We start from the raw sequence: 25,513 nt of genomic DNA on the forward strand, positions 1-25,513 counted from the left end.
ATTGTTAGAATGTAACGTTTATACCGAATGTGATATTGAGTGGAATTGGGTAACCATAGTTTGGATTCTCTGGATCAACACCGGTAAAACTCTTACTATGTATAGTTAATAAGTTCTGCGCACTGAGGTAGAAACGTAAACGCTGCATTGCAAGCCGGTTCGTCATACTCTTTGGCAAATTATATCCTAACTGAATAGTACGTAGTTTTAAGTATGAACCATTCTCCACCCAATAAGTAGAAACACGCTTCTCATTATTATTATCTGATAGTGAGAGCGCAGGAATATTACTACTTGGGTTAGTACTACTCCATGCATCTAACAAGCGTTGACCCTTATTTAGGAAACCAATATTTAAACCAGCCCAAATATCAGTCTGCTTCTTTAAATCAGAGATAATATCTACACCTTGTACACCTTGCCAGAACATTGTGAAATCAAAGTTTTTATATTCAAGATACACATTTAGGCCATAAGAGAAGTCTGGAGTTGGATTATAAATCCAGTCTTGGTCTGCTTCTGTAATGACGTTATTGCCATCCAAGTCTTTCCAACGTATACGTCCAAGTTTTGCACCATCCTGTTTCGCATGATTATCTATTTCATCTTGGCTCTTAAAGATGCCATCAGCAACATAGCCAACTTGTGCACCCATAGGATGACCAATAACACTCTTCACACCATTACCACCAAAGGTACCATTGGCAGCAACTGTTGCTGGCAAAGCTGTTATCTTATTACGATAAGTACTAAAGTTACCTGCTATGTCATAATGAAAACCACCATTGGTTGTCTTGCGATAACCCAAGTTGAGTTCTACACCACGATTCTCCATAGCACCAGCATTGATCCACTGTGTGCTACCTTCTCCCATAGCAGCGATACCAGCCATCTGTACGAGAATATCCTTAGTCTTTTTATAATACCAGTCAAAACTTCCATATAATGAAGAGTTGAACATAGAGAAGTCCAGACCAAGATTAGTCTGATAGGTCGTTTCCCATTTGATGTCATTGTTACCGAGTTGGTCACGTTTAAATCCACTTGGCAATTGACGACCACCATTAGTACCTGCTATATCATATGATGTACCATAACTCTGACCACCATTTTCATTTACTCCATAGTTACTAACATATATGGTGTAACGCGCGATGTTAGAAATCTCCTGATTACCAGTTGCTCCCCACGATGCTCTAAGTTTTAAATCATTCAACCATTGTGCACTCTTTAAGAACTTCTCTTGATTAATGCGCCATCCCAAAGAGACAGAAGGGAATGTGGCATAACGATTGTTCTTACCAAATCGTGATGAGCCATCATAACGAAGGGTGAATGAAGCTAAATACTTGTCAGCATAATTATAATTCAATTTTCCGAAATAAGACACCAAAGAGTATCCACTTCCTCCACCATAGGCTTGTGCAGTACCAGTACCAGCATCAGGCCACATGTAGGTAGGATTAAGAATCAGGAAGTCTTCTTTATAACCTGAGAAGTAGTTGTCATCTTCACGATTCAACTCAATACCTGCCATAGCATCTACACGGTGTAAACCAGCTTGCAAATTATAAGTTGCAACAGCATTCCACATCCACTTTGTCCAATGTTCTTGTTTTGCCTCAACAGCATTCTTTGAATTAGCAACCGTTCCTTCTGTTATAGGGTAAGTAAAGAATCTCTGCTGCTTCTGAGCATAATCCAATCCAAAGGTTGAGCGCAAATTAAATCCCTTGAAAAGGTGAAGATTTATGTATGCATCACCAAAAGTACGCCAATAAACATAACGATTATCACTGTTACGATACAGACGTGCAACTGGGTTCTCACGATCAGGATAACCACCGACTGGACCCGCATAAGTTCCGTTCTCTGTGTAAACAGGGAGTGAAGGATTAAACTGAAGAACATTCTCAAGGAACCCGCCAGGTGCTTGAACCTCTGACGTACGACTTAACGTAAAATGCTCTCCAACGGTCAAAACATCTTTTATCAACTTATATTCAGTATTCATACGAGCTGAATAACGATCAAAATCAGATGTCTTAATGATACCTAAGTTCTTATAATAACCTAATGAGAAATAAGACGAATGACGATCTGAACCGCTACTTACCGCTACATTATAGTTCTGAACAACACCTGTACGTGTCGTCTTATCAAACCAGTCTGTATCAGCAGCAGGTGTTGTTCCTGCACCATCAAGATACTTACGCATGCTAATGCCATTCAACACAGGATTTCCTTGTACGTCGTAACTCCAGTCGTAACGATACCCTAAACCATTAGTATTTGGATCCATACCATCGTTAACATAAGCTTGCCACATTACCTGTCCATACTGCTTCGCATTAAGAACTTTCATCTTATGGGCATACATTGACGCCGCAATAGAAGCGTCAATATCTACGTTTACTCTTCCCTCCTTACCTTTCTTTGTAGTAATAATGATAACACCATTAGCTGCACGGCTACCATAGATAGAAGCAGAAGAAGCATCTTTCAAAACTTGGATACTTTCTATATCACTACCATTTAACTCATGCATACCAGCCTTAGTCGGTACGCCATCTATAATATAAAGAGGATCGTTATTATTCAGAGTTCCAATACCACGAATACGCACTGTAGCAGATCCTGAAGGTGAACCATCTGCAGAGATATTCATACCAGGAACCCTACCTTGTAGCGCCTTCATTGGATTGTTCTCATTCTGCTTTGCTAATTCATCTACACTTACAACCGAAACAGCTCCTGTAAGATCTGCTTTGCGTTGGGTTGTATAACCCGTAACAACGACTTCGTTTAGTTCACTCGCATTTGTTTGTAGCTGTACCTTTATTCCGACACCAGCCTTTACTTCTACACTTTTATAGCCTACATAGGAGACTACAAGTGTAGCACTTTGTGGAGCCTTAAAGGTGAAATTACCATCAATATCGGTGACAGTACCATTTGATGTACCTTTCTGTACCACCGATGCACCAATAACAGGTTCCCCCTGTTCGTCAATCACTTTACCGCTAACATCTGCTGTTTGTGCCATAACTCCAGCACAATACATCAGAAGTAACAGACTCATGATTACTCGCAATAATTGTTTCATGACTTTCTGATAGTTAGTAATACTAAATAATATTCTTTTGGTTTTATGGCGCAAAGATAAGAAATGGTGATATCCTTTTCCAATAATAATCGTTCTCCGAATGTAATAAATGTTACATAACAAAGATATTAATAATAAATGAACGATTTGTCTATTCTCACGAATCTGACAAATCGTTCATTTTCTTAAGTGTTCAACACCTCACCTTACAGGAGATTTACACACCCACAAGTGCCTATATCACTTATTTTAAACGGTTTTCATAATCCTATCATCACTTCTTGGGATTCTCCCCAAACTCGTCTTTATAGCATTTTGAGAAATAACTGGGCGTAGAGAAGCCTACAGCATAAGCCACTTCAGACACCGTGCGCTCAGTCGTTTGAAGGAGATGACGGGCACGAGTGAGACGAGCTTTACGTACAATTTCTACAGGAGAATAGCCCGTAAGAGCCTTTACTTTCCGATAAAGTTGTACACGAGAAAGTCCGATTTCATCGCCAATCTGCTCTACACTTAAGTCACTATTTGCAAGGTTTTCTTGTATTATCTTTCGCAATTGCTTAAGGAAAGATTTATCAATTTCATTCGAAATATTACCGATTTCATCGTCCTCAACACCTTTTGACCATGTTTGATTCAACTTTTTCCTACTTTCTATGAGATTGTCAATACGTGAAAGGAGTAGACGAAGTGAGAATGGTTTGGACAAATAAGCATCTGCGCCATGCTCATACCCCTCAGCGCGTTGCTCATCAAGACTACGTGCTGTTAGTAAAATGACAGGTATATGACTGATAGCTTTATCCGTTTTCAGCTGTTGACAAAATGCTAATCCGTCCATGACAGGCATCATAATGTCCGACAACACTATATCTGGAACTATTTTCCGTGCAAGTTCCAAACCGACTTTTCCATCGGCGGCTTCACTCACATTATACTTTTCGGATAGTACCGACCTTAGATAAGTGCGAATATCGATATTATCATCAATGATTAACACCTCTGGTTTATCTGTTTGATAAGGCTGTATAAGTTCATCTATATGACGAGCTTGATTCGGAACTTCTTCTGCGGATGATGGCTCAACCAATTGTTCTATTTTCTCTGTAGGCTGGTTAGTTACCTCTCCTTTCTGTCTAACAGGAATATGAATAGTAAAGGTACTTCCTTTTCCCTCTATACTTGTAGCACTTACTTCTCCGTGATGCAATTCTGTGAAAGCTTTCACAATAGCCAACCCAATACCCGTACCACGTCCTGCATTCTTTGCTTGATAGAAACGATCAAAAATATAAGGAAGTTCATCACTTGAAATACCACAACCATTATCTGCCACACTAATCATAACACGCCCATTCTCTTCTTTAGCTGTCAGAGAGATTTCTCCACCTTCAGACGTATATTTTAAGGCATTACTAAGAAGATTATAACAGATTCGCTCTATCTTATCTTGATCTGCTCTGAGCATGATTGTATCAGGGGCATCCATACTAATGGCAATATGCTTCTTCTGTGCAGAGACACTGAAAAGCTTAATCCATTGTTTCATACTTTCCGCAAGATTAAAGTCGGAGAGGCGTAGTTCCATCTTACCATTCTGCACCTTACGGAAGTCAAGGATCTCACTGACCAATTGTGTCAGGACAAGCACATTACGTTGTACTATCTGAAGCATACTTCGTTGTTGTGAATTAAGGTTATCATCATGGATGATATAGTTCACAGGATCAGCTATCAACGTAAGTGGTGTACGCAATTCATGACTTATATTTGTAAAAAACTGAAGTTTTGCTTTGTTGGCTTCTTCCTCTATTCTTCGCTTCATAAGGATGGTCCGATAGATATAAACCATAATACCTATCAGCAAGAGAAGGATTATGCTAAAAAGCACAATATACATCTTTTGATGATTATATTGCACCAAATAAGTATCTACCTTCCCATGAAGTGCATTGAGACGGGCGGTCTGCTTGTTCATCTCTTCATTTTGCATAAGTAAAACATTAGCGTTTGCCTTTGTTACCAATGCACCTTTTAGATAGTTGTCACGCTTATAAGGCTTCTTCTCAAGGATATTCAACGCGAGTTGCATAACCGAATCGCCTCGGGTAGGATAGATATAAGAAGCTTCTAAATTACCATCACGAACATTCTCCATACCTCCTCCTGAAACAGGAAGAGCATCTATTCCAACTATTTTTATTCCCTTAACCTTATGCTTCTTTATAGATTGCAAAGCACCTAAAGCCATGCGGTCATTTTGTGCAAAGACATATTGGAAAGGCTCCTTAGACTGCACAAGTATACTATCCATAGCCGTGACACCACTTTCTTTTATCCAGTCTCCATACCCACGAGCCACGACCTTTATATCAGGATAATTCTTCAAAGCATCCATAAAACCTCTGTTTCGTTCGATAGCAGGAGACGATGCTTGTAATCCACAAATCTCTGCAATATTCCCTTTACCCTCTAACTGCTGACCGATGAAATAGCCTATTTCGTGTCCTGCCTCATAGTTATCAGCCCCTATAAAGGCTGTATACTTTCTTGAATCGGTCTTACGATCGAAGAGGATAACAGGAATTCCTGCATCGTATGCTTTATCGATGACCGATGAAATCGTATGAATTTGATTGGGAGAAACAATAAGAAGGTTGACCCCTTCCTTTATAAACTGTTCAATCTGTTGTTTCTGTAACCTGTCATTATCATTAGCTGAAGCAAATTTCAGTGTCACATTATCATGCTGATAGGTACTCATCACAAGTTCGTTGTTGAGCTTATCGCGCCATATATCTCCCGAACATTGTGAAACACCAATAACATATTTCTTCCCATTATTATCTGTGCAATTAGTGAGAAGAAGGGCAAGAAGAATCATCCAAATGTATTGTCTCATATAAATTCAGATCTTAAACATTATATTATAGAGGTACAAAAATTTACAAAGATACACCCTTTCTTCTATATACGCAAATGTTATTCATTTATTCGTCTTTCATAGAAACCAGTACTTCAAATAAATAGCCTTACACACAAAAAAATATCGACAACATCCTTTGAAGGACATTGCCGATACCTTTATCATATAATATTTCTGTATTAGTCAGCGTATGGAGTTGTCTTCCAAAGACGTACAGGAGCGCTCATAATGAAGTTTAGTTTAAATCGTGGATCATCTTTTGCGCCTTGGGCTACATTACCAGTTGTTGGAACGTTTATATAAAGATAGTGTTGGAAGAAGCCACAAGTCTGGTCTCCGCCCTGCGAACCCATGAAAGCAACAGCCTGTTTAGGTCGAACGCCACCCAATCCAAGCATTGCTCCTGTGCGATCAGAGTTCTGTGGAGTATATCTTCCATTATCTGTTGTATTGTCAGGAGTCCAATATTGTGTTCCCTTTCCTAATGTTGATGTCTCGTAAAACCAGAAAGTTTGATTACCAACAGAGGTAGAACTATTCACTCCTGCGTATGGGAATATACGCTTAGTATCGGCTGGATAGGTAGTACCATTGCTTGGGTCAGCCCAAAAGTCTTCTGTATCGATATCATCCATATCAAGTACAAAGCGTGGACCAAGGTAACGTTGAGTGAGTACAGCTGACCCATTCACATCTTCATAACGTATGGTATAGCGATAGTTATTATTGTCTATCCATGTTGGATCGCCATCAAGTCCTGCGCTAACTCGCTGTGTAGGAGTTGTTACATGCCCCATATAAACCTGACCTTCTACGCTATTGGTAATGTAATCGGGCTTTTTCGACATACCAATCATATAGGCAATAAGTTTGCCGTTACTATCTTTCACACCCTTAGAATAGGAATGGAAAACAAGTTTAGTGGTACTCCAACCCGGTAATTTAGCAGGAGAAACAAAGCCGACAGAATACTTATAGCTTGTGCCAGCATTACGGAAGCCAGCAAAACCATAGTATTGTGCAATGATACTACGCCAATATTCATTACCTGCAAACATATATCCAGATGGTATAGAAGCCAGTTTGTCGGTTATCTTCTCTGTGTTTACAACGTATTCTTGGTAAGTATAGCGTTTTGTATTAGCCACATTATAATCGTTATCAACCGACAATTCAGCATCAGTACCAAAGTTATCGTGCTTTGCAATATAGCTCAATGGAGGGAATTTATAAACAACACTACCACGAGCTGAATAATTAACGCCTGACACATAGTCAGCACGTGTACCATAAGCTGGTATCATATTAATTGAGGTAGGTATAACAGGAGAACTTGTACTCGTTTCTGTTGGTATAGCCATCAACAAGAACTGTGTCTTAGCGACACGATTTACGGTGTAATTAGTACTTGTTGAAGATTCCGCATTATCATTATACAACTTCACAGCTTGTGTCTGTGGTGCCATCCACACATAGATATAACTTGGTGCTACGTCATTATTTGGCACATTATCGAAGTTGTTTCCCGTTGCATCTTTTAGGAAAGTATGGTCATAATAGGTAAGTGCAGTATTCAATTTCTTAGTTAAATCGTTATCATTCTTTGCGTCATTAGCTTTCTCTTCAGCATAATTTGCTATAAAGTCACCCTTAATGCGATATCTATTTCTTGTAGAGAGCGTATTAACGATAGCATTATCAGTTGTTGGGCGCTGATAGAACTTGAAAGGCTTGAAAACATTCTTGTAATCTTCTGATGTAGGAGTTTCAACATCTCCGTCCTTTGTATCTTTAAGCGTAGGTACAAGTGTCTTATCATCAAAAGCCTTGAGGTCAAACTGACCACAAAGAATATTACTTGTGATGATACGTACACCATTATACTTAAAGTTGAAACCAGTCTTGTTCGTCACCTTTAAACGTACGATAGTACCGAACTGCTTAAAACGAACAGGTTTGTTATCCTTCGCCTTGAAAGTTGTCTTACTCTTAGCAACCAACTCACGCCAGCCAAAGATGTAAGGGATGTTAGCACCCCATGTTACTTCTTGGTTATTCACCTTAGCGACATGTCCTTCTGAGAAAGGATTGATTTTTACTTGATTCTGACCTTTGAGGAACTCACCACCAAGAATACCACATACATACCATGTACCCTTTGTGAGGTCGGTACTTGCTTCCATGTTGAACGTCTCACTGGGTTCCAATGTCAAATCACCACCCTTATGATAGGTCCACTTTGTCTCTACCTTTGTTATAGGCTGACTATTATCAGTACTTCTAAAAATAAGAACAACAGGAACCTTTGTACCTTCAGCAATTTCCTTACCATCATTACCAACAGCATCGAACAAGCCTACAGGTGTAGGGAAGCCAGTACTCTCATCTGTTTTATAACCAATATTGGTATTTGCACGGCTTACAGGTGCTGTTTGATTCCCCTGCATATTACCTTCCAAAGACATTGAGACAGTAACTCCAGGTTTGTTCTCACTACCATTAATGTTTTCTGTAACATCCTGGTCTGCACAACTTGTAAAAATCAATGCGCAAACAGCAATGCATGAATAAATTAATCGTTTCATGTATGGTTTATTTATTTGTTATTACTTTTCTTAATTTTAAGGCTCTTGATCATTCTCGATGCCATTAGAGTTACTTGAATCTGCGTCACCACCATCATAGCCAGCATCCAAGCTACCCTTCATAGTACTACCTGTATGGAAGCCACCCTCCATAAACTCGTCTGTGTAAAGGCTCAACACCTGTGCGTTAGGCTTTACATAATCTTTCTTCTTCATATCAAAATAATCACTAAACGGAGTTTCCTCACCTTAATATTACTGAGGGCGTTGAACTCCAAAAATTATGGTTTATAATTTGTTATACAATCTAAAATTATCGAAGTTAATTGTCGTGAACAAAACAATAGTGGCTTTACACTCTTAAAAAATAGCCTTCCAAAACGGATGCAAAGTTAACTATAAATCGCACAATAACAATGTGTTAACGAGAACAATTTTAATATTTTAACTATAATGAAGATCATTCCTCTTGATTCGTTATAAGTGAATAAGACTTAAAATGTAAATATTTGTCTATACTTTGAAACAAGGTTATATTGCTGAAATTTGTGGGGCTTTGAGCGTTTAAGATTTATATTAAAGGTTGAGAGGAAAGAGAAGTAATTGTATGAAGTATTGACAATAAAAAGAAAGGAAATATTGTCAATAAAAGAAAGAAGGTAGGGACAATAAAAAGAAAGAAGGTAGGGACAGACGAGTTCGCCTTGCCTCTACCTTGAATATAAGAACTAACACTTCCTCCCCCGAGCTCAGGGAAATGTTAGTAAAATTTTAATTATAGAATCTTACACAAACAGGATGACTCAGATGGATATCCTGGTTCGTATTCTTGAGCATACCCGTTTCCTTGTCTCGTGAAAAAACTTGAATTTTATTAGCATCACGACAAGCCACAAGGAGGAATTTACCATTGGGCGTGATGGCAAAATTACGGGGATGTTTGCCCGTTGATTGTTTGCCTACCCGCGTTAGCGTTCCATTGCCATTCACACGGAAAATCGTGATTCCATCACCTTTTAGGCGTGTACTAGCATAAACAAATTTACCATCAGGGCTGACATGAATATCTGCACCTCCTTGCGCACGTGCGTCATCAGCCACTAGCGTTTGGACTTCCTTCAACTTTCCTTCTTCATAAGTGAACACCGTCACTTTCCCTGACAATTCGCTCATAAGATAAGCATATTTACCATTGGGCGAGAAGGTGATATGACGAGGTCCAGAACCAGCTTTCAGATGGGCGGCTATGCCGTGATCTTCAAGTTTTTTCTTATCCTTATCATAATAGAAGCTAAGAATCCGATCCCCACTAAAGTCTGTTGAAAGAATATAACCATCAGGGGCAAAGATAGCACAATGAGCATGAGGCGTATTCTGACGCGTCTTGTTAGGTCCGCCTTTTTTACTACTTACCATAAGAAGTGACTTATCCAACGTGCCATTTTTCAGGATAGGAAATACAGAAATTGTACCACTCGAATAATTTGCCGTGAGCGCAATCTTTCCATCAGTATCAACATAACAGGGGTCAGCACCATGCGTCAGTTGAGAGTTCATCAATCCTAAGTCGCCCTTCACAGGGTCAAAGCTGATGGCATTAAGTGCTGCTGTGGCATTGTTTTTCTCGCTTACAGCATAAATAAAACGCCCATTCTTGCTAAAGGTGAAATAAGAAGGATTATCGACTTTTAACGAGCTGAGTTCCTTTGCAGAGCCATTAGAATCATCAAAAGAGAAGGAATATAAACCCTTACTTCCTGCGTCAGTATAAGTACCAACAACCATCTTAATGCCGTTTTCAGCTCTATTCAGACCAGGGATAAGAGCCAATGTAAGTCCCAATAAAATAGCTTTTGTTTTCATTGAATAAATGTTTATAGGTGTTTGTTTGTTATTCAGAGAACGCTATTAAGCAATGCCATACAGGGATCTCCAAACGCCTGCAAAAGTAAGGAAAAGTTCTAGAAAGATTCGGCTTTTTTACTTTTTTGACTTCATGGCGCAGATTTTAAAAAAAATGAATGGAACTTTATTAAAAAGGGTTTAAATGGTTCAGGACAAATCTGTTCGTTCAGCACCTTCCGTCGAAACGGATTCCAGCACTTCAATGCAGATTTCTTTAATCCAGCATTAAAAAGTTCGCCTTTATACACGGAGTATCGCAAGAGGCAAGAGAAAGCACAGAGCACCTTTACGAACAATTCGTCGACTAGCAAATTCGCTAACTCGAGAGAATCATTAAATTGATTTTGGAATTTTATTTTTTGGATTATCTTAGTAATCATAACGCTAGATTTTTCGTTTAACAAGTTACAGGTCAATGGTTTTTAATCATCAATGCAAAGATACGAAGAATCGAAGAAGGAAGCAAGAAAATGAGGGTAACGAGGAGGTGTTAGTACTCAACAAAATGACACAAACACCGATAACTAACTAATAATCAACATAATACGCTAACACGATTTTCGCATTTAACGAGTGGAGAAAAGCCTCCCCAAGAAGCCTCCCCAAACCCCTCCGAAAGGAGGGGAGCCCTATTGGATGAAGATTTGCAATACTCTCCTTGCTTATCCTCCCCTGAGCGAATGGGACTCCCCTCCTTTCGGAGGGGTCGGGGGAGGCTTTCTCTCCTTTCGGAGGCTTCTTGGGGAGGCCTCCTTTCACTTCCTTTTGTTACACCGTTACACGTTACACGTTACATTTTTATATCTCACACGTTAATAAGGGGGTAAAAATTGTGGAATTTAAGGGCAAAAAAAGCATAATAAAACAAAGAGTAATAAAATGTAGTTTTTTAAGGTAAATAAATTATAAATTAAAATATAAATAAAATTATTATTATATATAATATATATATTATATATAATAATAAACTATACCCTTCCTGCCTCCCCTACGAAAACTCCATAAGCAAAAATGTAACGTGTAACGTGTAACGCTGTAACGGGGAAAGCCTCCAGCCCCTCCAACTCCCCCGAAAAGGGGAGAGTGCAGAGAACCCCTCGCTGACATCATCTAAAAATAGCAGAAAGGAAGCTCCCCTCCTTTCGGAGGGGTTGGGGGAGGCTTCTTTTCACTTGTCTACTTATCTCCATCTCGATGAAATCGGGCTTTTTTGAAGATTAGAAGCCTCAGAGAGAGAAAAAAAAAATACCCCCTGGAGAGGGTTTTATAACCTCACATTACCCCTTCTGTTAGTGTGCAAAACGGTGTAAAAGACTTGCCAAGAATATTCATATTGTAAAGAAATCACGCCCATGAATCTTCTTATTTTTACACGATTTTCAATATCCTTCTAATAGAGAACTCGCACACCCTTCATGAAACAAATACATTCTATCCTCCAAAAACTATAACCCGCCTCCCTCAAAACGCTATATCTTTAGCTCTAAAAACCATTCCTTTTTGTGCTAAACCATTCCTTTACACTAAAAAACTTATCCTTATTGCACTAAGAAACCCTCTTTGCCCTGTTTTCATTATAACAAGAGTACTTTTTATTATTGGGTAAGGATAAGGAGAGGGCGATTGGTTAAATAATCGTAAATAACACAGAATGATTATAGAAAATCATATATATAAGGTAGAAAACAATTACCTTTGCAGTCCGATTATTATAGGGGTACTCTTAGAGCCCCATACGAATCATGTTAATAGTGTTGTCTTTGGCCGGGCGACATGGTTAGGCAAAGCATATTCGTGAAATAGAAAACGTTTTTTAGTAGTAAAATTATTAATTTTTTAAAATGGACACTTTAAGTTACAAGACTATTTCCGTTAATAAGGAAACAGCTAAGAAAGAGTGGGTCGTTATTGACGCGAGCGATCAGATTGTAGGTCGCCTTTGCTCTAAAGTAGCTAAGTTACTTCGCGGAAAGTACAAGCCAACTTTCACTCCACACGTAGATTGTGGTGACAATGTAATCATTATCAATGCGGCTAAGGTTGTATTCTCTGGTAAGAAGGAGACTGATAAGGTTTACACACGTTATACTGGTTACCCAGGTGGTCAGCGTTTCAATACTCCTGCACAGCTTCGTGCTCGCAAGAATGGTATTGACAAGATGATTCGTCACGCCGTAAAGGGTATGTTACCAAAGGGTCCTCTAGGTCGTCATTTGCTGGATAACCTTTATGTTATCGACGGTACAGAGCTCAACGGTCTCGAGGCACAGAAGCCAAAGGCAATTGATATTAACCAGTATAAATAATAAGGAGAAAGATGGAAGTAATTAATGCAATTGGTCGCCGTAAGAGTGCAGTCGCTCGTGTTTACCTCTCAGAGGGCACCGGTAAGATCACAATTAACAAGAAAGATTTAACTGAATTCTTCCCATCAGCTATCCTGCAATACGTGGTTAAACAACCACTGCAGTTGCTCGGTGTAGAGGGTCAGTATGACATTAAGGCTAACCTCGATGGTGGTGGCTTTACAGGTCAGAGCCAGGCATTGCGTCTTGCTATTGCGCGTGCATTGGTAAAGGTTAACGCAGAAGATAAGAAGGCATTGAAAGCTCAAGGTTTCTTGACTCGTGATAGTCGCTCAGTTGAGCGTAAGAAGCCAGGTCAGCCAAAGGCTCGTGCTCACTTCCAGTTCAGTAAGCGTTAATATTTTTCTTTGGTCTTTATAATCTTGAGAATTTATATGTACATTTAGTATGTTCGTATTAAAGACATAAAAGGTCGAAGATCAAAGAAAAAGAGTTTAGTATCTAAATTAATGAGATTCCTTTATCGGGGGACTACTCATTGATTGATTCTAACAAGCCTGACGAAGCTTATTCGTCAAGAAAGAATTAAAAAGAAAGTAAACAAGTAAAACAAAACAACATGTCAAGAACAAATTTTGACCAGTTATTGGAGGCAGGATGCCACTTTGGCCACCTCCGTCGTAAGTGGAATCCAGCAATGGCGCCTTATATCTTCATGGAGCGCAATGGTATCCACATCATCGATCTTCACAAGACTGTGGCTAAAGTTGATGAAGCCGCAGAAGCACTCAAGGGCATTGCTAAGAGTGGAAAGAAGATTTTGTTTGTCGCTACTAAAAAACAAGCTAAGGAAGTTGTAGCTGAGAAAGCTGCATCTGTTAATATGCCATACGTTAATGAACGTTGGGCCGGTGGTATGCTGACCAACTTCCCTACAATCCGTAAGGCAGTTAAGAAAATGACGAACATCGACAAGTTGATGAACGACGGAACATTCTCTAACCTCTCTAAGCGTGAATTGCTCCAAATCTCTCGCCAGCGTGCAAAGCTCGAGAAGAACCTTGGTTCTATCGCTGACTTGACTCGCTTGCCATCTGCACTCTTCGTTGTAGATGTAATGAAAGAGCACATTGCCGTTAAGGAGGCTAATCGCTTGGGTATTCCTGTATTCGGTATTGTTGATACTAACTCTGATCCTAAGAACATCGATTATGTTATTCCAGCAAACGATGATGCAAAGGATTCAGTAGCAGCAATCCTTGGTGCTTGCTGTGAGGCTATTGCAGAAGGTCTTACAGAGCGTAAGGCTGAAAAGGCTGATGAGAAGGCTAATGCAGAGCAGTCTGAAGTAGCACCAGAAGCTAAGCCAAAGCGTTCTGCTCGTAAAACAGAGGAAGCTCCAAAGGCTGAGAACGAAGCACCAGTTGCTGAGTAAAAATAAAACATAGTGGGCGCTGGTGAGTGCTAATGAACTCTTATATCTTTTGATATATAGGTTCATCATCTCTCATCAACGCCCGCATTATTTAATAATATTAGAAAGGAAAAACAAAAATGGCTGTATCTATTGAAGATATCAAGAAGCTCCGCGCTATGACTGGCGCAGGTTTAGCAGATGTAAAGAAGGCTCTCACAGAGGCTGAAGGCGACTTCGACAAAGCAAAAGAATTGCTTCGTGAGCGTGGTTTAGCAATTGCGGCTAAGCGTTCTGATCGTGAGACATCTAATGGTTGTGTGCTTGTAAAGCAGGTTGATGGCTTTTCTGCTATGATTGCTGTTAAGTGCGAGACCGACTTCGTGGCTAATGGTAAGGACTTCATTGCATTGGTTCAAGAGATTTTGGATGCTGCTGTGGCAAACAAGTGCCAGAGCCTCGATGAGGTTAAGGCATTAAAGCTTGCTAACGGAGAAGATGTAGCTACTGCTGTTCAACAGCGCTCTGGTGTAACTGGCGAGAAGATGGAGCTTGATGGTTATAACTTCCTAGAGGGTGAGAATGTATCTGTTTATGATCACATGAATAAGCATACCCTTGCCACTATGGTTCAGCTCAATGAGAATAACGAGGACGCTGGTCACAAGATTGCGATGCAAGTAGCAGCAATGAAACCAGTTGCTTTGGATGAAGCTTCTGTACCACAATCTGTAAAGGATGAAGAGTTCAAGGTGGCTGTTGAGAAGACAAAGGAAGAGCAGGTTGAAAAGGCTGTTGTAGCAGCTATTAAGAAGGCTGGTATCAACGCAAACTTGGTTGATAGTGATGATCACATCGAGTCAAACATCAACAAGGGTTGGTTGACTCGTGAGGAGGCTGACAAGGCTATCGAGATTCGCAAGACTGTTGGTGCAGAGAAAGCCGCTAACCTCAACGAGGGAATGATTCAAAACATTGCTAAAGGTCGTTTGAACAAGTTCTTCAAAGAGAACTGCTTGGTTGATCAAGAGTTCCAATTTGGTGATGGTGATAAGCAGAGCGTTGGCGAGTGGCTTAAGGCTCAAGGTAAGGATTTGAAGATCGTTGCTTACAAGCGTTTCACACTCTCTGCAGACTAATCAACGTATATCGTTAAAGCAAAATAAGCAAGGAGTTGTAGGAAAGCCATCAGGCTCCTGCAACTCTTTTTTAGATTACTAGCTCATCAGAATCATGACAGTCCATATTGATGGAATTAATGGTTGTAGATGAGATAAGCAAGATAAGATATGAAGATATTTGCTGTCGGCATGAATTATGTCGGATACAATAAAGCACTAAATGAGCCGTTATTGAAACAAGATGATCCTGTTATCTTTACTAAAGCAGACTCTTCTCTATTGAAAGATAGGAAGCCTTTCTTCATTCCAGATGAGTTAGGAACTATAGAATATGAAGCTGAAATCGTTGTAAGAGTTTGCCGTTTAGGTAAGTCTATATCCGAGCGTTTTGCCTCTCGATATTATGATGCTGTAACAGTGGGTATCGACTTTACGGCACGTGACTTACTAAGGAAACTGAGCCAGCAGGGACTTCCTTGGGATATGAGTAAGAGTTTCGATGGAGCTGCTGCACTAGGCGAATGGGTTTCAAAAGATAAGTTCTTGGATATTCAACGTCTTCGCTTTCACCTTGATGTCAATGGGGAAACAAAGCAAGAAGGATGTACGAACGATATGATCTATAAGGTGGATGAAATCATAAGCTATATTAGTCGGTTTTTCACACTAAAGACTGGAGACCTTATTTATACTGGTTGTCCTACTAGTGGATTCCCTGTACATATCAACGACCGACTTGAAGGATATATAGAAGAACGTAAAGTACTGGATCTTCATTGTAAGTAAAAGGTATAAAAGCTATTTATCAAAACAAAGCATAAGGATTGAGTAACTTATAACAAGTCCCCTACAATCATCAAAAAGAATTATTAAGTCAATGACGAAACGAATAAATCTTCTTTCCCTCATACTTCTGTTGAGCTGTATAACGATGAGTGCACAACAGAAACGATTCTTCAATCTAACAGTTGAAGATGTTACGATTGACTCACTCTTACCTCATTTCCATTACGCTATTCCCGTTGGAGAGAATTATGCAGACTCTATCTATGAGCTAGAGATACGCTACCCTGAGTTCATAAACATGAGCCCTGAGGACATACAACATTATAATTCTCTCACAAAACAAGTACCTCCAACATTGCCAGAGATACATCAACAGATGACGGTCGAGCGTAAAAAGGGTGTGCTAGAATTCTCTTTGATACCGATTGTTGAGCGTGATGGCAAGAAACAGTTCCTTGTTAGCTTTATGATAGCACTCACTTCACGTCCGAAGTCGTTGAATGCTAAGAGAGGAATGAAATCTATGATGAGTACTAGACCTGGTGGGCTTACGACTTCAGAGGTATCCAATCGTTATGCTAACCATTCCGTCTTGTCTACTGGCAAGTGGGCAAAGATACGTGTCCCAGCTGATGGTGTGTATCAATTAAGTAATGACTTGATTCGACGAGCTGGCTTTACCAATTTAGATAAGGTGAAAATCTATGGCTATGGTGGGCATCTCCAAGATGAAGAACTGACAGCTAATTATATCATATCGCATGATGATTTGAAAGAGGTTCCAACCTATACAAGCCATGGTAAGAGGCTATTCTATGCTAAAGGTTCTGTTAATTGGGATAGCAATTCAGCCACTCGACGCACTCGCAATCCCTATTCTGATTACGGATATTACTTCCTTACAGAAGATAACGCAGGCAATCCAGCATCCATATCAGATAGTACAACCTTCTTAAATAGCTTTTATCCATCAGCAAATGACTACCATTCATTGCACGAGGTAGATAACTTCAGTTGGTTTAATGGTGGTCGTAATCTCTTTGAAGAGACTCCATTAAAATTAAATGAGGGCAAGGTCTTCACTTTAAAGAATAAGGCAAAAGCCAGCACAGGTATCTTGACTGTTGCTGTGACAACAGGTGACTACACATCAACCATTAAGGTGGAAGCCAACGGAAGAGAACTCGGTGAGATACATATTGCACCTGGTGACTCCTTTGATAAAGGTTATGAGGTTATCAGAGATTATGCTGTATCAAACCTCCAAAGTGTAGATAGCATCCGGCTCACGACGATCTCAGGTGGTCCTACAAGGCTCGATTATCTCACAATGACCTATCCAACGCCTGCCCCAGCACCTTCATTGAGTACATCGTTCCCAACTCCAGAGTATGTATATAATATCACCAATCAGGATCATCATGCCGATGAGCCTGTCAATATGGTGATTATCATCCCAACAAGTCAGAAGCTCTTACAACAAGCTGAGCGCCTAGCTGATTTCCACAGAACACATGATAATATCTCTGTACGAGTTGTCCCTGCTGACGAACTATACAACGAGTTCTCTAGTGGAACACCTGATGCAATGGCTTACCGACGTTACATGAAGATGTTGTATGATCGTGCGACAAATGCACAGACCATGCCCCAGTCACTCTTGCTCTTTGGTGATTGTGTATGGGATAATCGCATGAATACTAATTCTTGTCGTTTATTGAATCCAGATGATTACCTACTTGCTTACGAGAGTGAGAACTCATTTAGTGAGACCGACTGTTATGTTAATGACGGATGGTTCACTCTGATGGATGATGGTGAAGGAACTGACCTTTTACGTCGAGATAAGGAGGATCTTGGCGTTGGACGATTCCCTGTTACCAATGCTATTGATGCGAAGACGCTTGTTGACAAGACCATTAATTACGCATTAAACAAGAATGGAGGAAGCTGGGAAAATGTACTTATGTTCATGGGGGATGATGGCAATAATAATATCCACATGCGCGATGTGAATGAAACTGCTGAATCGGTATCATTCGCCTACCCTGCTTATCAAATAAAGAAGGTAATGTGGGATGCTTACCCTCGAATCTCTACTGCTACGGGTAATACCTACCCAGAAGCTAGTGCGCTTATCAAGCAACAGCAAGCACAAGGAGCATTGATAATGGATTATGCAGGGCATGGTAAAGAAGATCAGATTTCACATGAAGCAGTACTCCGTCTTGTTGACTTCAAGAACTTCTCCAATACAAATCTTCCGTTATGGATTACCGCCAGTTGTGATATTATGCCGTATGATGGTGTGATTCCAACTATCGGTGAAGCGGCTATACTGAATAGCAAAGGTGGCTCGGTAGCATTCTGGGGAACGACTCATACAGTATATACTTATTATAACAAGGCTATCAATACTGCCTTCCTAAAGCATGTGCTGAGTCTTACAAACGGAAAGCCAACCACACTTGGTGAGGCGCAACGACTCGCAAAGTGCGAGTTAATCAACTCTAGTAGAGACCTTACACCAAACAAACTGCAATATGCCCTCTTAGGTGATCCAGCTTTAGCCCTCAACCTCCCAAAGCTGCAAGTGAACGTAGAGTCAATCAATGGTCAAGCTGTGAATGCCGGTAATACTATCCTAATTAAAGGTGGCTCAATCGTGAAGGTGAAAGGCTCTATTACAAAGGGTGGTAATAAGCAAACGGACTTCAATGGGCTCATCACTGCGGTCGTAAGAGATACCAAAGAACTCGTAACCTGCAAGAAACAAGACCAGTCTGCCGACGTAGCCCTCACCTATTACGACCGACTGAAGACGCTTTACAATGGTACGGATAGTGTGCGCAATGGCGAGTTTACACTCACTTTCGCAGTACCACGTGACATCAATTATACATCAGGTACGGGCTTGATGAACTTCTCTGCTATCAACGAAGACCATTCTCTCATGGCGCAAGGATATGAAGATAGATTCAATATTGATGGGTCAGAAGTAGTCTATAATGACTCTATCGGACCATCTATCTACGCTTACCTCAATTCTCCTTCTTTTGTCGACGGAGGCAAGGTGAATAGCACACCATACTTTGTTGCACAGATAACCGACAAGGATGGTATCAATGCGTCAGGCAATGGGATTGGTCATGATATGCAGTTGTGTATAGATGGTAAATTGACACAAACCTACCTCCTCAATGATAACTTCCGTTATGATTTCGGCAGCTATACCTCGGGCACAACGGGATATAGTCTACCCGAACTATCAGAAGGACCGCACACCCTGCAGTTCCGAGCATGGGACATCCAAAACAATGCGTCAACAGTAACGCTCCACTTCAATGTGGTCAAAGGGCTTGCCCCCGATATCTATAGCGTCAGTGCATCGAAGAATCCTGCTTACAACGAGACAACATTCATCGTATCGCATAACTACATGGGTTCGAATGTGGATGTAGAGATAGAAGTATTCGACATGGGTGGACGCCTACTCTGGCATCACGTGGAGTCAGGCGTATCATCAGGTAATGCCATCTCAACCAACTGGAACCTGATAGTAGATAATGGAACACGATTGCAAACAGGCGTCTATCTCTATCGAGTTCGCCTCAGTTGTGATGGTGCAACAAAGGTGTCAAAGGCTAAGAAACTCATTGTCCTAGACAATAAGTAACATAAGTAAGACGTTTTAATCCATGATGTAAGCTGGCAAACTAGCTGCATCATGGATTCTTTATATAGCAATATTCCATAAGCAACTCAAGTAAATAAGATGAATAAAAAGCTTCGTTTATCCTTCTTAACCATGGTCGTTATGACCTCTTCTGCCGCATTTGCACAGGGCACAAAGAAGGATATGTTCAACCCAGTTACTACCTCCGTTACCTCACAAACCATTGCTCCTGATGCACGCGCAGCAGGTATGGGTGATGTAGGAGCAGCCACTGACCCTGATGTTAATTCCCAGTATTGGAACCCTGCGAAGTATCCTTTTAATATTTCTCGTGCAGGTGTCTCTTTGAACTACACCCCGTGGCTTCGCCAATTGGTGAGTGACATCGACCTCGCTTACGTAGCCGGATATTATCGCATAGGTGATTATAGTGCTGTATCATCCTCCCTTCGTTATTTCTCTTTGGGTGAGGTGCAGACGAATGACGGCTCTAATATGACAATCAACCCATACGAGATGTCATTAGACGTAGCTTATTCTTTGATGTTAAGTGAGCACTTCTCACTCGGAGCCGCTGTGCGTTGGATTTATTCCGACCTCACGTATGACTATAAGGAAGATACATCTCCCGGTTCCGCCTTCGCAGCCGACCTCTCTTGCTATTACCAGAATTACATCAACATTGGTGAGCGTGAGTGCCAGTTAGGACTAGGCTTGAATATCTCGAACATTGGTTCTAAGATAACGTTCGGTGGCGATAATCGCTCTGAGTTCATACCTACCAATCTCCGCTTAGGTGCCGCATTGATGATTCCAGTTGATGAGTTCAATAAGTTCACCATAGCTGCTGATGCAAACAAGTTGCTAGTTCCAACTTACCCCAAGCGTAATACGGGCGAATCGCAAGTAGATTATGACAACCGCTTGCAGAAGGATTACTATGATGTATCGTCTATCTCGGGTATCTTCAAGAGCTTCGGCGACGCGCCCAATGGATTCTCTGAAGAGATGCAGGAGGTGCAATGGAGTGTGGGAGCTGAATATACCTACAATGATAAGTTCTCACTTCGTGCAGGTTATCACAACGAGAGTGAGAATAAGGGAAACCGCAAGTACTTCACCGTAGGTGCTGGATTCAAGATGAATGTATTCGCACTAGATGCGGGCTATGTCATTGCAACGGCTAAGAACAACCCACTCGACCAAACGCTCCGATTCTCCCTATCATTTGATATGGATGGTATAAAGGACTTGTTTAAGAGGAAATAGGCAAGCCTCCCCCGCGGGGCTATCATCTAATAGATATGACAAATATTACTCAATCAATCCCATCTTTCCGCATTGGAATGGGTTACGATGTCCATAAACTCGTTGAAGGGCGTGACCTCTATCTCGGTGGTATTAAGATAGAACACAGCCTTGGATTGCTCGGACATAGCGATGCGGATGTCCTCATTCACGCCATTTGTGATGCACTACTCGGTGCTGCTAATATGCGTGATATTGGTTATCATTTCCCAGATACTGCCAACGAAACATTGGATATGGACTCGAAAGTAATCTTACGTAAGACCATCGAACTACTTGCCACAAAGGGTTATCGTGTGGGCAACATCGATGCAACCGTATGCGCTGAGCGTCCGAAGATAAACCCTCACATACCAGCAATGTGCGAATGTCTAGCCAATATCATAGATTGCGACATCGACGCCGTATCCATCAAAGCCACCACGTCAGAGCGAATGGGCTTCGTTGGACGAGAAGAGGGTATGGCGGCTTATGCTGTATGCCTAATAGTAAAGGTGTAAAGGCTAATAAAGACTAAATAAAATACGGCTGATAGCGGTTCTTCATACTGCTATCAGCCGTTTTTTATTATACGGATATTCCAGCGCTATAAAGTCTAAGAGTCAGGCTCTCCTACATGGATTCTCGATTTCTGTCTAGCTTTCCAATAGACTTACCAAAGGGTGATAATAAAATCAGCTTATATTACAAGAAACAATCTAATCCTATCAAAGAGCGTCTGTTTCAACGGCAGAACATCAACGTTTGACCTGTTTGCGAATCGTTGCTCACTAGTTTCAGCATTCTTTCTAACGCGTTGCGTATTTCTCTCTCACCTGTTCCCCATTCCTTTCTCACGTGTTGCGCATCATTTACACACGCATATAAAGTTAGTTTCATCATGATGAGACACAAGTTTCATCATGAAGAGACACTGGTTTCATCATAATGAGACACTCGTTTCACCATGGTGAAACTAAAAAAAGATACGGAACACAAAGACGCAAGACGCATGAGAAAAGAATGGGGAACACGTGAGAAAGGAATGCGGAACGGGTGAGAAAGAATGTGGGAACCTATGAGACAAAGAGCGCAAACGGGGTTCAAGCGATCGTGGCTTTATACAGAACTTACCATTACTGACGTTAGAGAATACTTGACATCAAATGTGAATCTAATGCTTTATCCCCTTTGCCGTTTCAAGAATTATCCTTATTTTTGTCGCACATAACTACTTCAGAACAATTTATGAAACGTCTCTTCTTATCATTATTATTGCTTGTTGCTGTCCTACAATGCGCTATTGCGCAGAGTGATAAGCCTGCAACAATTTCCGTTTATCCGGCAGTCAAGGATGCAACGGGGCTTATCAATAGGATTAGCGAGAAGCTATTGCCTTATCAGAAGCATATTACTTCTAAGTCGCTTATTAAGTTTATGAGTCGTGTTCCCCATACGTATACTGGTGATAAGGGGCGTACAACAGAAGAGGATAAAGACTCATATCTTGTTAATTACACTTACTTTTATGTGGCAGGGACTAATCAGTCTAAGGTGCAGAGTCTTTTAGATCTTGCAAGGGAGAAACATTTATATGATACCACCCGCTATCGCTTCTTATTCTCTAGTGGAGAATCCGCATTAGAGCCGTCTGCCTTATATGTTATAGACCTAAAGAATCCCTACATAATTCCATCGCTTTCGTTTACAGATGTACGTTTCAGCAAGGGCTCTTATGGTGATTCTGTATTTAAAATAAGTCTTACACATGGTGCTGCGGATGCTTTCACAAACCTTACCTATCACGAAATAAATAATCTGATACTCTTTTTAGTGGATGGTAAGCTCCTCACATCTCCTTGTGTTCGAAGTGTTATCTCTACTAAGACGCTGGAGCTATCATTGGGGTTTAGAGAAGAGGAAGGTCAGAAACTATTGCCGCATCTGAAGGCTGCTGTGGTGAGTGATTCTGCTTATACGCCCCTTTATCGTCCGCAATACGTATTGGGTGATACGCTGACTTATCGTGTTTCTTTCCCACAGAGTAAGGGTACTGCACAGCGTTCGCACACCTTTCAACTCATCCCAAGACTTGTGAACGATAGTATAACACGGATGGAATGTGTGGTAGATTCTATTGCTCTTACCATTGACGAGTTCTTTAAGGGAAACAAGGAATATAAGGATATGGCTAATTATTTCGTTTATGAGTTACGCAAGAACCATTTTATGATTGAGACAGATCAGTCGTCTCACTTTGTTGTGCCTATGCTGAAGGATTTACCAGCGTTATCCCATGCATTGGAGACCTATCTTACAACGCATAGTGCAGTGGTCAAAGTGATGGGATTGTCTGGGCATAATGACTTGAAGCAGGTGGCTGAAAGGCTGGCAGAAGCCTGGGATGGGTTCTTTGAACAAGGGTATATAGAAAGCATACTACCGGAATTGAACGTGATGACACAGATCGATAATCGCTTTTCTAATCAGCAGACACAAGGCACATGTTACCTTTATTTGGAGGATAAAATAGCAGAATATACGATCACGAAGATGGATGATGGACTAGTGATTACGCTTACTGTCAAGGCAGATAAGAATGGTGGGGCAGGGAAGTACACCTATTCTATCGACCAGCGTGGACTGATACGACAATTGAGGTATGAGGCGATTGCTAATGCGAAGGTACCTCGTAATGCCGTGAGCCCAACCTTCCGTGTTCCTTCGAGCTATCTTATAGAACGCATAAGATAGTCGGCTGTGGTGATAGCAGCGTATGACTTTAGAACAAATAACCAAATGATAAACCTTATAAAACGAATTATCCTTATTTTTGTCGCACATAACTACTTCAGAACAATTTATGAAACGTTTCTTCTTATCATTATTATCGATTGTTGCAGTCTTTCAATGCGCTATTGCACAGAGTGATAAGCCTGCAACGCTGTCAGTCTACCCTGCCTCTCAGAATGTGGCAAGCCTTATTCGACCAATCAACAAGAAGTTATTGCCTTATCAGAAGCATATTACATCGAAGTCGCTTATCGACTTATTGGACTTTATCAGCACAGAGATTGACGAAGCGAGCCCTTCTTCCCCTACTGATGATGCCTTGTTCTATGTTTCTGAACAGAATAGAAGTATGGTACAGAGTCTTTTAAATCTTGCCAAAGAGAAAGGATTGTATGACACTTCACATTATCAACTCTTGTTATCGAGGTCACCTTTGGATAAGGATTTGTACGACTTACACGTCATAGACTTAAAAAGTCCTGTGGCTATCCCAACATTGTCAATTACGAATGCGCGTTGCGGCAAGAGCTCTGATGGCTATCCCGTATTCCAACTAAGTCTTACACGTGATGCCGCAGTAGCGTTTACGAAGTTGACTTATCAAGAAGTAGACAATAATATTGTGGTTCTGCTGGATGGAAAGTTCCTCGCCACGATGTTTGTTGATAGTGGGGTTTCCACTACAGAGATAGAAATTCCGAATGAGATGGGTGCGGTTAAAGCAGAAGAGATTGTGCGACGCCTGAAGTCAACGGCTGTAAAGGAGGCTCCACTCAAACCACTTTATCGTCCGCAATACGTGATAGGTGATACCTTGACCTATCGCTTCACAGCTCGGAAAGAGGAAGGTAAGCAGAAGGAATCCCATGTATTCCGTTTCATACCAAGACTTGTAAACGACAAGATGACACGCATAGAATGTATTGAAGATACACTCCACGCTGCAAATGAAAAGGAGATGCGTGAATATGAAGAAGTATTTCAGAAGATAATAGATTATACTTGTGACAGGTTACGCAAGAGTCACATTATGATAGAGACTGACCTGACAACACACACTGCTGTATCGACATTGATTAACTCCAAGACGTTCCTTAAAGAGATAGAGGAATATCTGATAGAGAATGCAGCTATGTTTGGTGCGAGCAAAGAGGAAATGCAAGGAGCAGCCAAGCAGATGGCTGAGGAACTATTGAAGGAGGTGAGTGCAGACTTTACGGGTGATAATATGGCACGTCGGTTACCCGAATTAGAGGTGATGACGGTAATGGATTATTTCTTCTCTGAGGGGCAGACACAAGGTACGTGTTACTTCCCTTGTGCGAAGAACTTAGTCGATTATACAATCGCACAGGCTAACGAGGGACTTGTTATCACGCTCCAGACAAAGGATAAGGACAGTGATACGGAGGAAAGATATATCTACCATATAGATAAGCAAGGACTCATACAGCGGTTAGAATATCAATGGATTGTCAAACAGGAAGCAACAGAGAAGGACAAAGGAATGTCAGATGTTGAAGCTTATGGCTATCTCATAGAGCGCACGAACTAATCGGATGGAATGAATGAACAACGAATTAGAATGTAAATTATCAAACATAT

16 protein-coding genes are annotated in these 25,513 nt (G+C 40.9%); 10 read left to right on the forward strand and 6 right to left on the reverse strand.

The window, feature by feature from the left end:
* Nucleotides 1-4: 4 nt before the first annotated feature.
* The 5 genes from F0475_RS00475 to F0475_RS00495 form a co-directional block, all read right to left on the reverse strand.
* Entirely contained in the window at nucleotides 5-3,106 is a 3,102-nt protein-coding gene (locus tag F0475_RS00475) for a SusC/RagA family TonB-linked outer membrane protein (protein ID WP_155714926.1), read from the reverse strand.
* A gap of 274 nt (nucleotides 3,107-3,380) precedes the next feature.
* The gene (locus F0475_RS00480; RefSeq protein ID WP_155714927.1) at nucleotides 3,381-6,011 is read right to left on the reverse strand and encodes a substrate-binding domain-containing protein; all 2,631 of its coding nucleotides are present in this window, start codon (nucleotides 6,009-6,011) and stop codon (nucleotides 3,381-3,383) included.
* A 203-nt stretch (nucleotides 6,012-6,214) separates the two neighbouring features.
* A complete protein-coding gene (locus F0475_RS00485) occupies nucleotides 6,215-8,620 on the reverse strand; it encodes a hypothetical protein (RefSeq protein ID WP_155714928.1) in 2,406 nt (801 codons plus the stop codon).
* A 36-nt stretch (nucleotides 8,621-8,656) separates the two neighbouring features.
* Nucleotides 8,657-8,836, reverse strand: coding sequence for a hypothetical protein (locus F0475_RS00490; protein WP_155714929.1), 180 nt, complete (start codon nucleotides 8,834-8,836; stop codon nucleotides 8,657-8,659).
* Nucleotides 8,837-9,391: 555 nt separating this feature from the next.
* Entirely contained in the window at nucleotides 9,392-10,483 is a 1,092-nt protein-coding gene (locus F0475_RS00495) for a lactonase family protein (protein ID WP_155714930.1), read from the reverse strand.
* Between the two features lie 1,883 nt (nucleotides 10,484-12,366).
* Here F0475_RS00495 and rplM point away from each other — a divergent pair.
* From rplM to ispF, 8 genes are all read left to right on the forward strand, one after another.
* Nucleotides 12,367-12,831 carry a 50S ribosomal protein L13 gene (gene rplM, locus F0475_RS00500; RefSeq protein WP_009435477.1) on the forward strand — a complete coding sequence of 155 codons (465 nt, stop codon included), beginning with the start codon at nucleotides 12,367-12,369 and terminating at the stop codon, nucleotides 12,829-12,831.
* 11 nt (nucleotides 12,832-12,842) lie between these two features.
* Nucleotides 12,843-13,229, forward strand: a complete 387-nt coding sequence (gene rpsI / locus F0475_RS00505; protein WP_009435516.1) for a 30S ribosomal protein S9 — start codon at nucleotides 12,843-12,845, stop codon at nucleotides 13,227-13,229.
* Between the two features lie 221 nt (nucleotides 13,230-13,450).
* Nucleotides 13,451-14,266 carry a 30S ribosomal protein S2 gene (rpsB, locus tag F0475_RS00510; protein WP_155714931.1) on the forward strand — a complete coding sequence of 272 codons (816 nt, stop codon included), beginning with the start codon at nucleotides 13,451-13,453 and terminating at the stop codon, nucleotides 14,264-14,266.
* Nucleotides 14,267-14,385: 119 nt separating this feature from the next.
* Nucleotides 14,386-15,384: a translation elongation factor Ts gene (gene tsf / locus F0475_RS00515; protein ID WP_009435503.1), complete on the forward strand. Its 999-nt coding sequence runs from the start codon at nucleotides 14,386-14,388 to the stop codon at nucleotides 15,382-15,384.
* 150 nt (nucleotides 15,385-15,534) lie between these two features.
* Complete coding sequence (locus F0475_RS00520) at nucleotides 15,535-16,152, forward strand: fumarylacetoacetate hydrolase family protein (RefSeq protein WP_155714932.1); 618 nt, start codon at nucleotides 15,535-15,537, stop codon at nucleotides 16,150-16,152.
* Between the two features lie 91 nt (nucleotides 16,153-16,243).
* A complete protein-coding gene (gene porU / locus F0475_RS00525) occupies nucleotides 16,244-19,828 on the forward strand; it encodes a type IX secretion system sortase PorU (RefSeq protein WP_155714933.1) in 3,585 nt (1,194 codons plus the stop codon).
* Nucleotides 19,829-19,927: 99 nt separating this feature from the next.
* Nucleotides 19,928-21,097 (forward strand): type IX secretion system outer membrane channel protein PorV, encoded by a 1,170-nt coding sequence (gene porV / locus F0475_RS00530; RefSeq protein WP_036895578.1) that lies wholly within the window; start codon nucleotides 19,928-19,930, stop codon nucleotides 21,095-21,097.
* A gap of 35 nt (nucleotides 21,098-21,132) precedes the next feature.
* Nucleotides 21,133-21,636 (forward strand): 2-C-methyl-D-erythritol 2,4-cyclodiphosphate synthase, encoded by a 504-nt coding sequence (gene ispF / locus F0475_RS00535; RefSeq protein ID WP_155714934.1) that lies wholly within the window; start codon nucleotides 21,133-21,135, stop codon nucleotides 21,634-21,636.
* A 223-nt stretch (nucleotides 21,637-21,859) separates the two neighbouring features.
* Here ispF and F0475_RS11695 read toward each other — a convergent pair whose 3' ends face one another.
* On the reverse strand, nucleotides 21,860-22,018 hold the full coding sequence (locus F0475_RS11695) for a hypothetical protein (protein ID WP_199879760.1): 159 nt from the start codon (nucleotides 22,016-22,018) through the stop codon (nucleotides 21,860-21,862).
* Nucleotides 22,019-22,363: 345 nt separating this feature from the next.
* On the opposite strand from F0475_RS11695, the gene F0475_RS00540 reads away from it, so the two are divergent.
* Both F0475_RS00540 and F0475_RS00545 read left to right on the forward strand, forming a co-directional pair.
* Nucleotides 22,364-23,869, forward strand: a complete 1,506-nt coding sequence (locus F0475_RS00540; RefSeq protein WP_155714935.1) for a hypothetical protein — start codon at nucleotides 22,364-22,366, stop codon at nucleotides 23,867-23,869.
* 109 nt (nucleotides 23,870-23,978) lie between these two features.
* A complete protein-coding gene (locus F0475_RS00545) occupies nucleotides 23,979-25,463 on the forward strand; it encodes a hypothetical protein (protein ID WP_155714936.1) in 1,485 nt (494 codons plus the stop codon).
* The last annotated feature ends 50 nt before the right edge of the window (nucleotides 25,464-25,513 follow it).

This window comes from Prevotella vespertina, from assembly GCF_009728485.1.
In the GTDB taxonomy this organism is placed as follows: domain Bacteria; phylum Bacteroidota; class Bacteroidia; order Bacteroidales; family Bacteroidaceae; genus Prevotella; species Prevotella vespertina.

Coding starts and splice junctions, on each gene's coding strand:
- F0475_RS00520 (WP_155714932.1), top strand. CDS start 15,535: ATGAAGATATTTGCTGTCGGCATGAATTATGTCGGATACAATAAAGCA.
- porU (WP_155714933.1), top strand. CDS start 16,244: ATGACGAAACGAATAAATCTTCTTTCCCTCATACTTCTGTTGAGCTGT.
- F0475_RS11695 (WP_199879760.1), bottom strand. CDS start 22,018: ATGATGAAACTAACTTTATATGCGTGTGTAAATGATGCGCAACACGTG.
- F0475_RS00480 (WP_155714927.1), bottom strand. CDS start 6,011: ATGAGACAATACATTTGGATGATTCTTCTTGCCCTTCTTCTCACTAAT.
- F0475_RS00545 (WP_155714936.1), top strand. CDS start 23,979: ATGAAACGTTTCTTCTTATCATTATTATCGATTGTTGCAGTCTTTCAA.
- rplM (WP_009435477.1), top strand. CDS start 12,367: ATGGACACTTTAAGTTACAAGACTATTTCCGTTAATAAGGAAACAGCT.
- F0475_RS00540 (WP_155714935.1), top strand. CDS start 22,364: ATGAAACGTCTCTTCTTATCATTATTATTGCTTGTTGCTGTCCTACAA.
- F0475_RS00490 (WP_155714929.1), bottom strand. CDS start 8,836: ATGAAGAAGAAAGATTATGTAAAGCCTAACGCACAGGTGTTGAGCCTT.
- rpsI (WP_009435516.1), top strand. CDS start 12,843: ATGGAAGTAATTAATGCAATTGGTCGCCGTAAGAGTGCAGTCGCTCGT.
- F0475_RS00495 (WP_155714930.1), bottom strand. CDS start 10,483: ATGAAAACAAAAGCTATTTTATTGGGACTTACATTGGCTCTTATCCCT.
- F0475_RS00475 (WP_155714926.1), bottom strand. CDS start 3,106: ATGAAACAATTATTGCGAGTAATCATGAGTCTGTTACTTCTGATGTAT.
- porV (WP_036895578.1), top strand. CDS start 19,928: ATGAATAAAAAGCTTCGTTTATCCTTCTTAACCATGGTCGTTATGACC.
- rpsB (WP_155714931.1), top strand. CDS start 13,451: ATGTCAAGAACAAATTTTGACCAGTTATTGGAGGCAGGATGCCACTTT.
- F0475_RS00485 (WP_155714928.1), bottom strand. CDS start 8,620: ATGAAACGATTAATTTATTCATGCATTGCTGTTTGCGCATTGATTTTT.
- tsf (WP_009435503.1), top strand. CDS start 14,386: ATGGCTGTATCTATTGAAGATATCAAGAAGCTCCGCGCTATGACTGGC.
- ispF (WP_155714934.1), top strand. CDS start 21,133: ATGACAAATATTACTCAATCAATCCCATCTTTCCGCATTGGAATGGGT.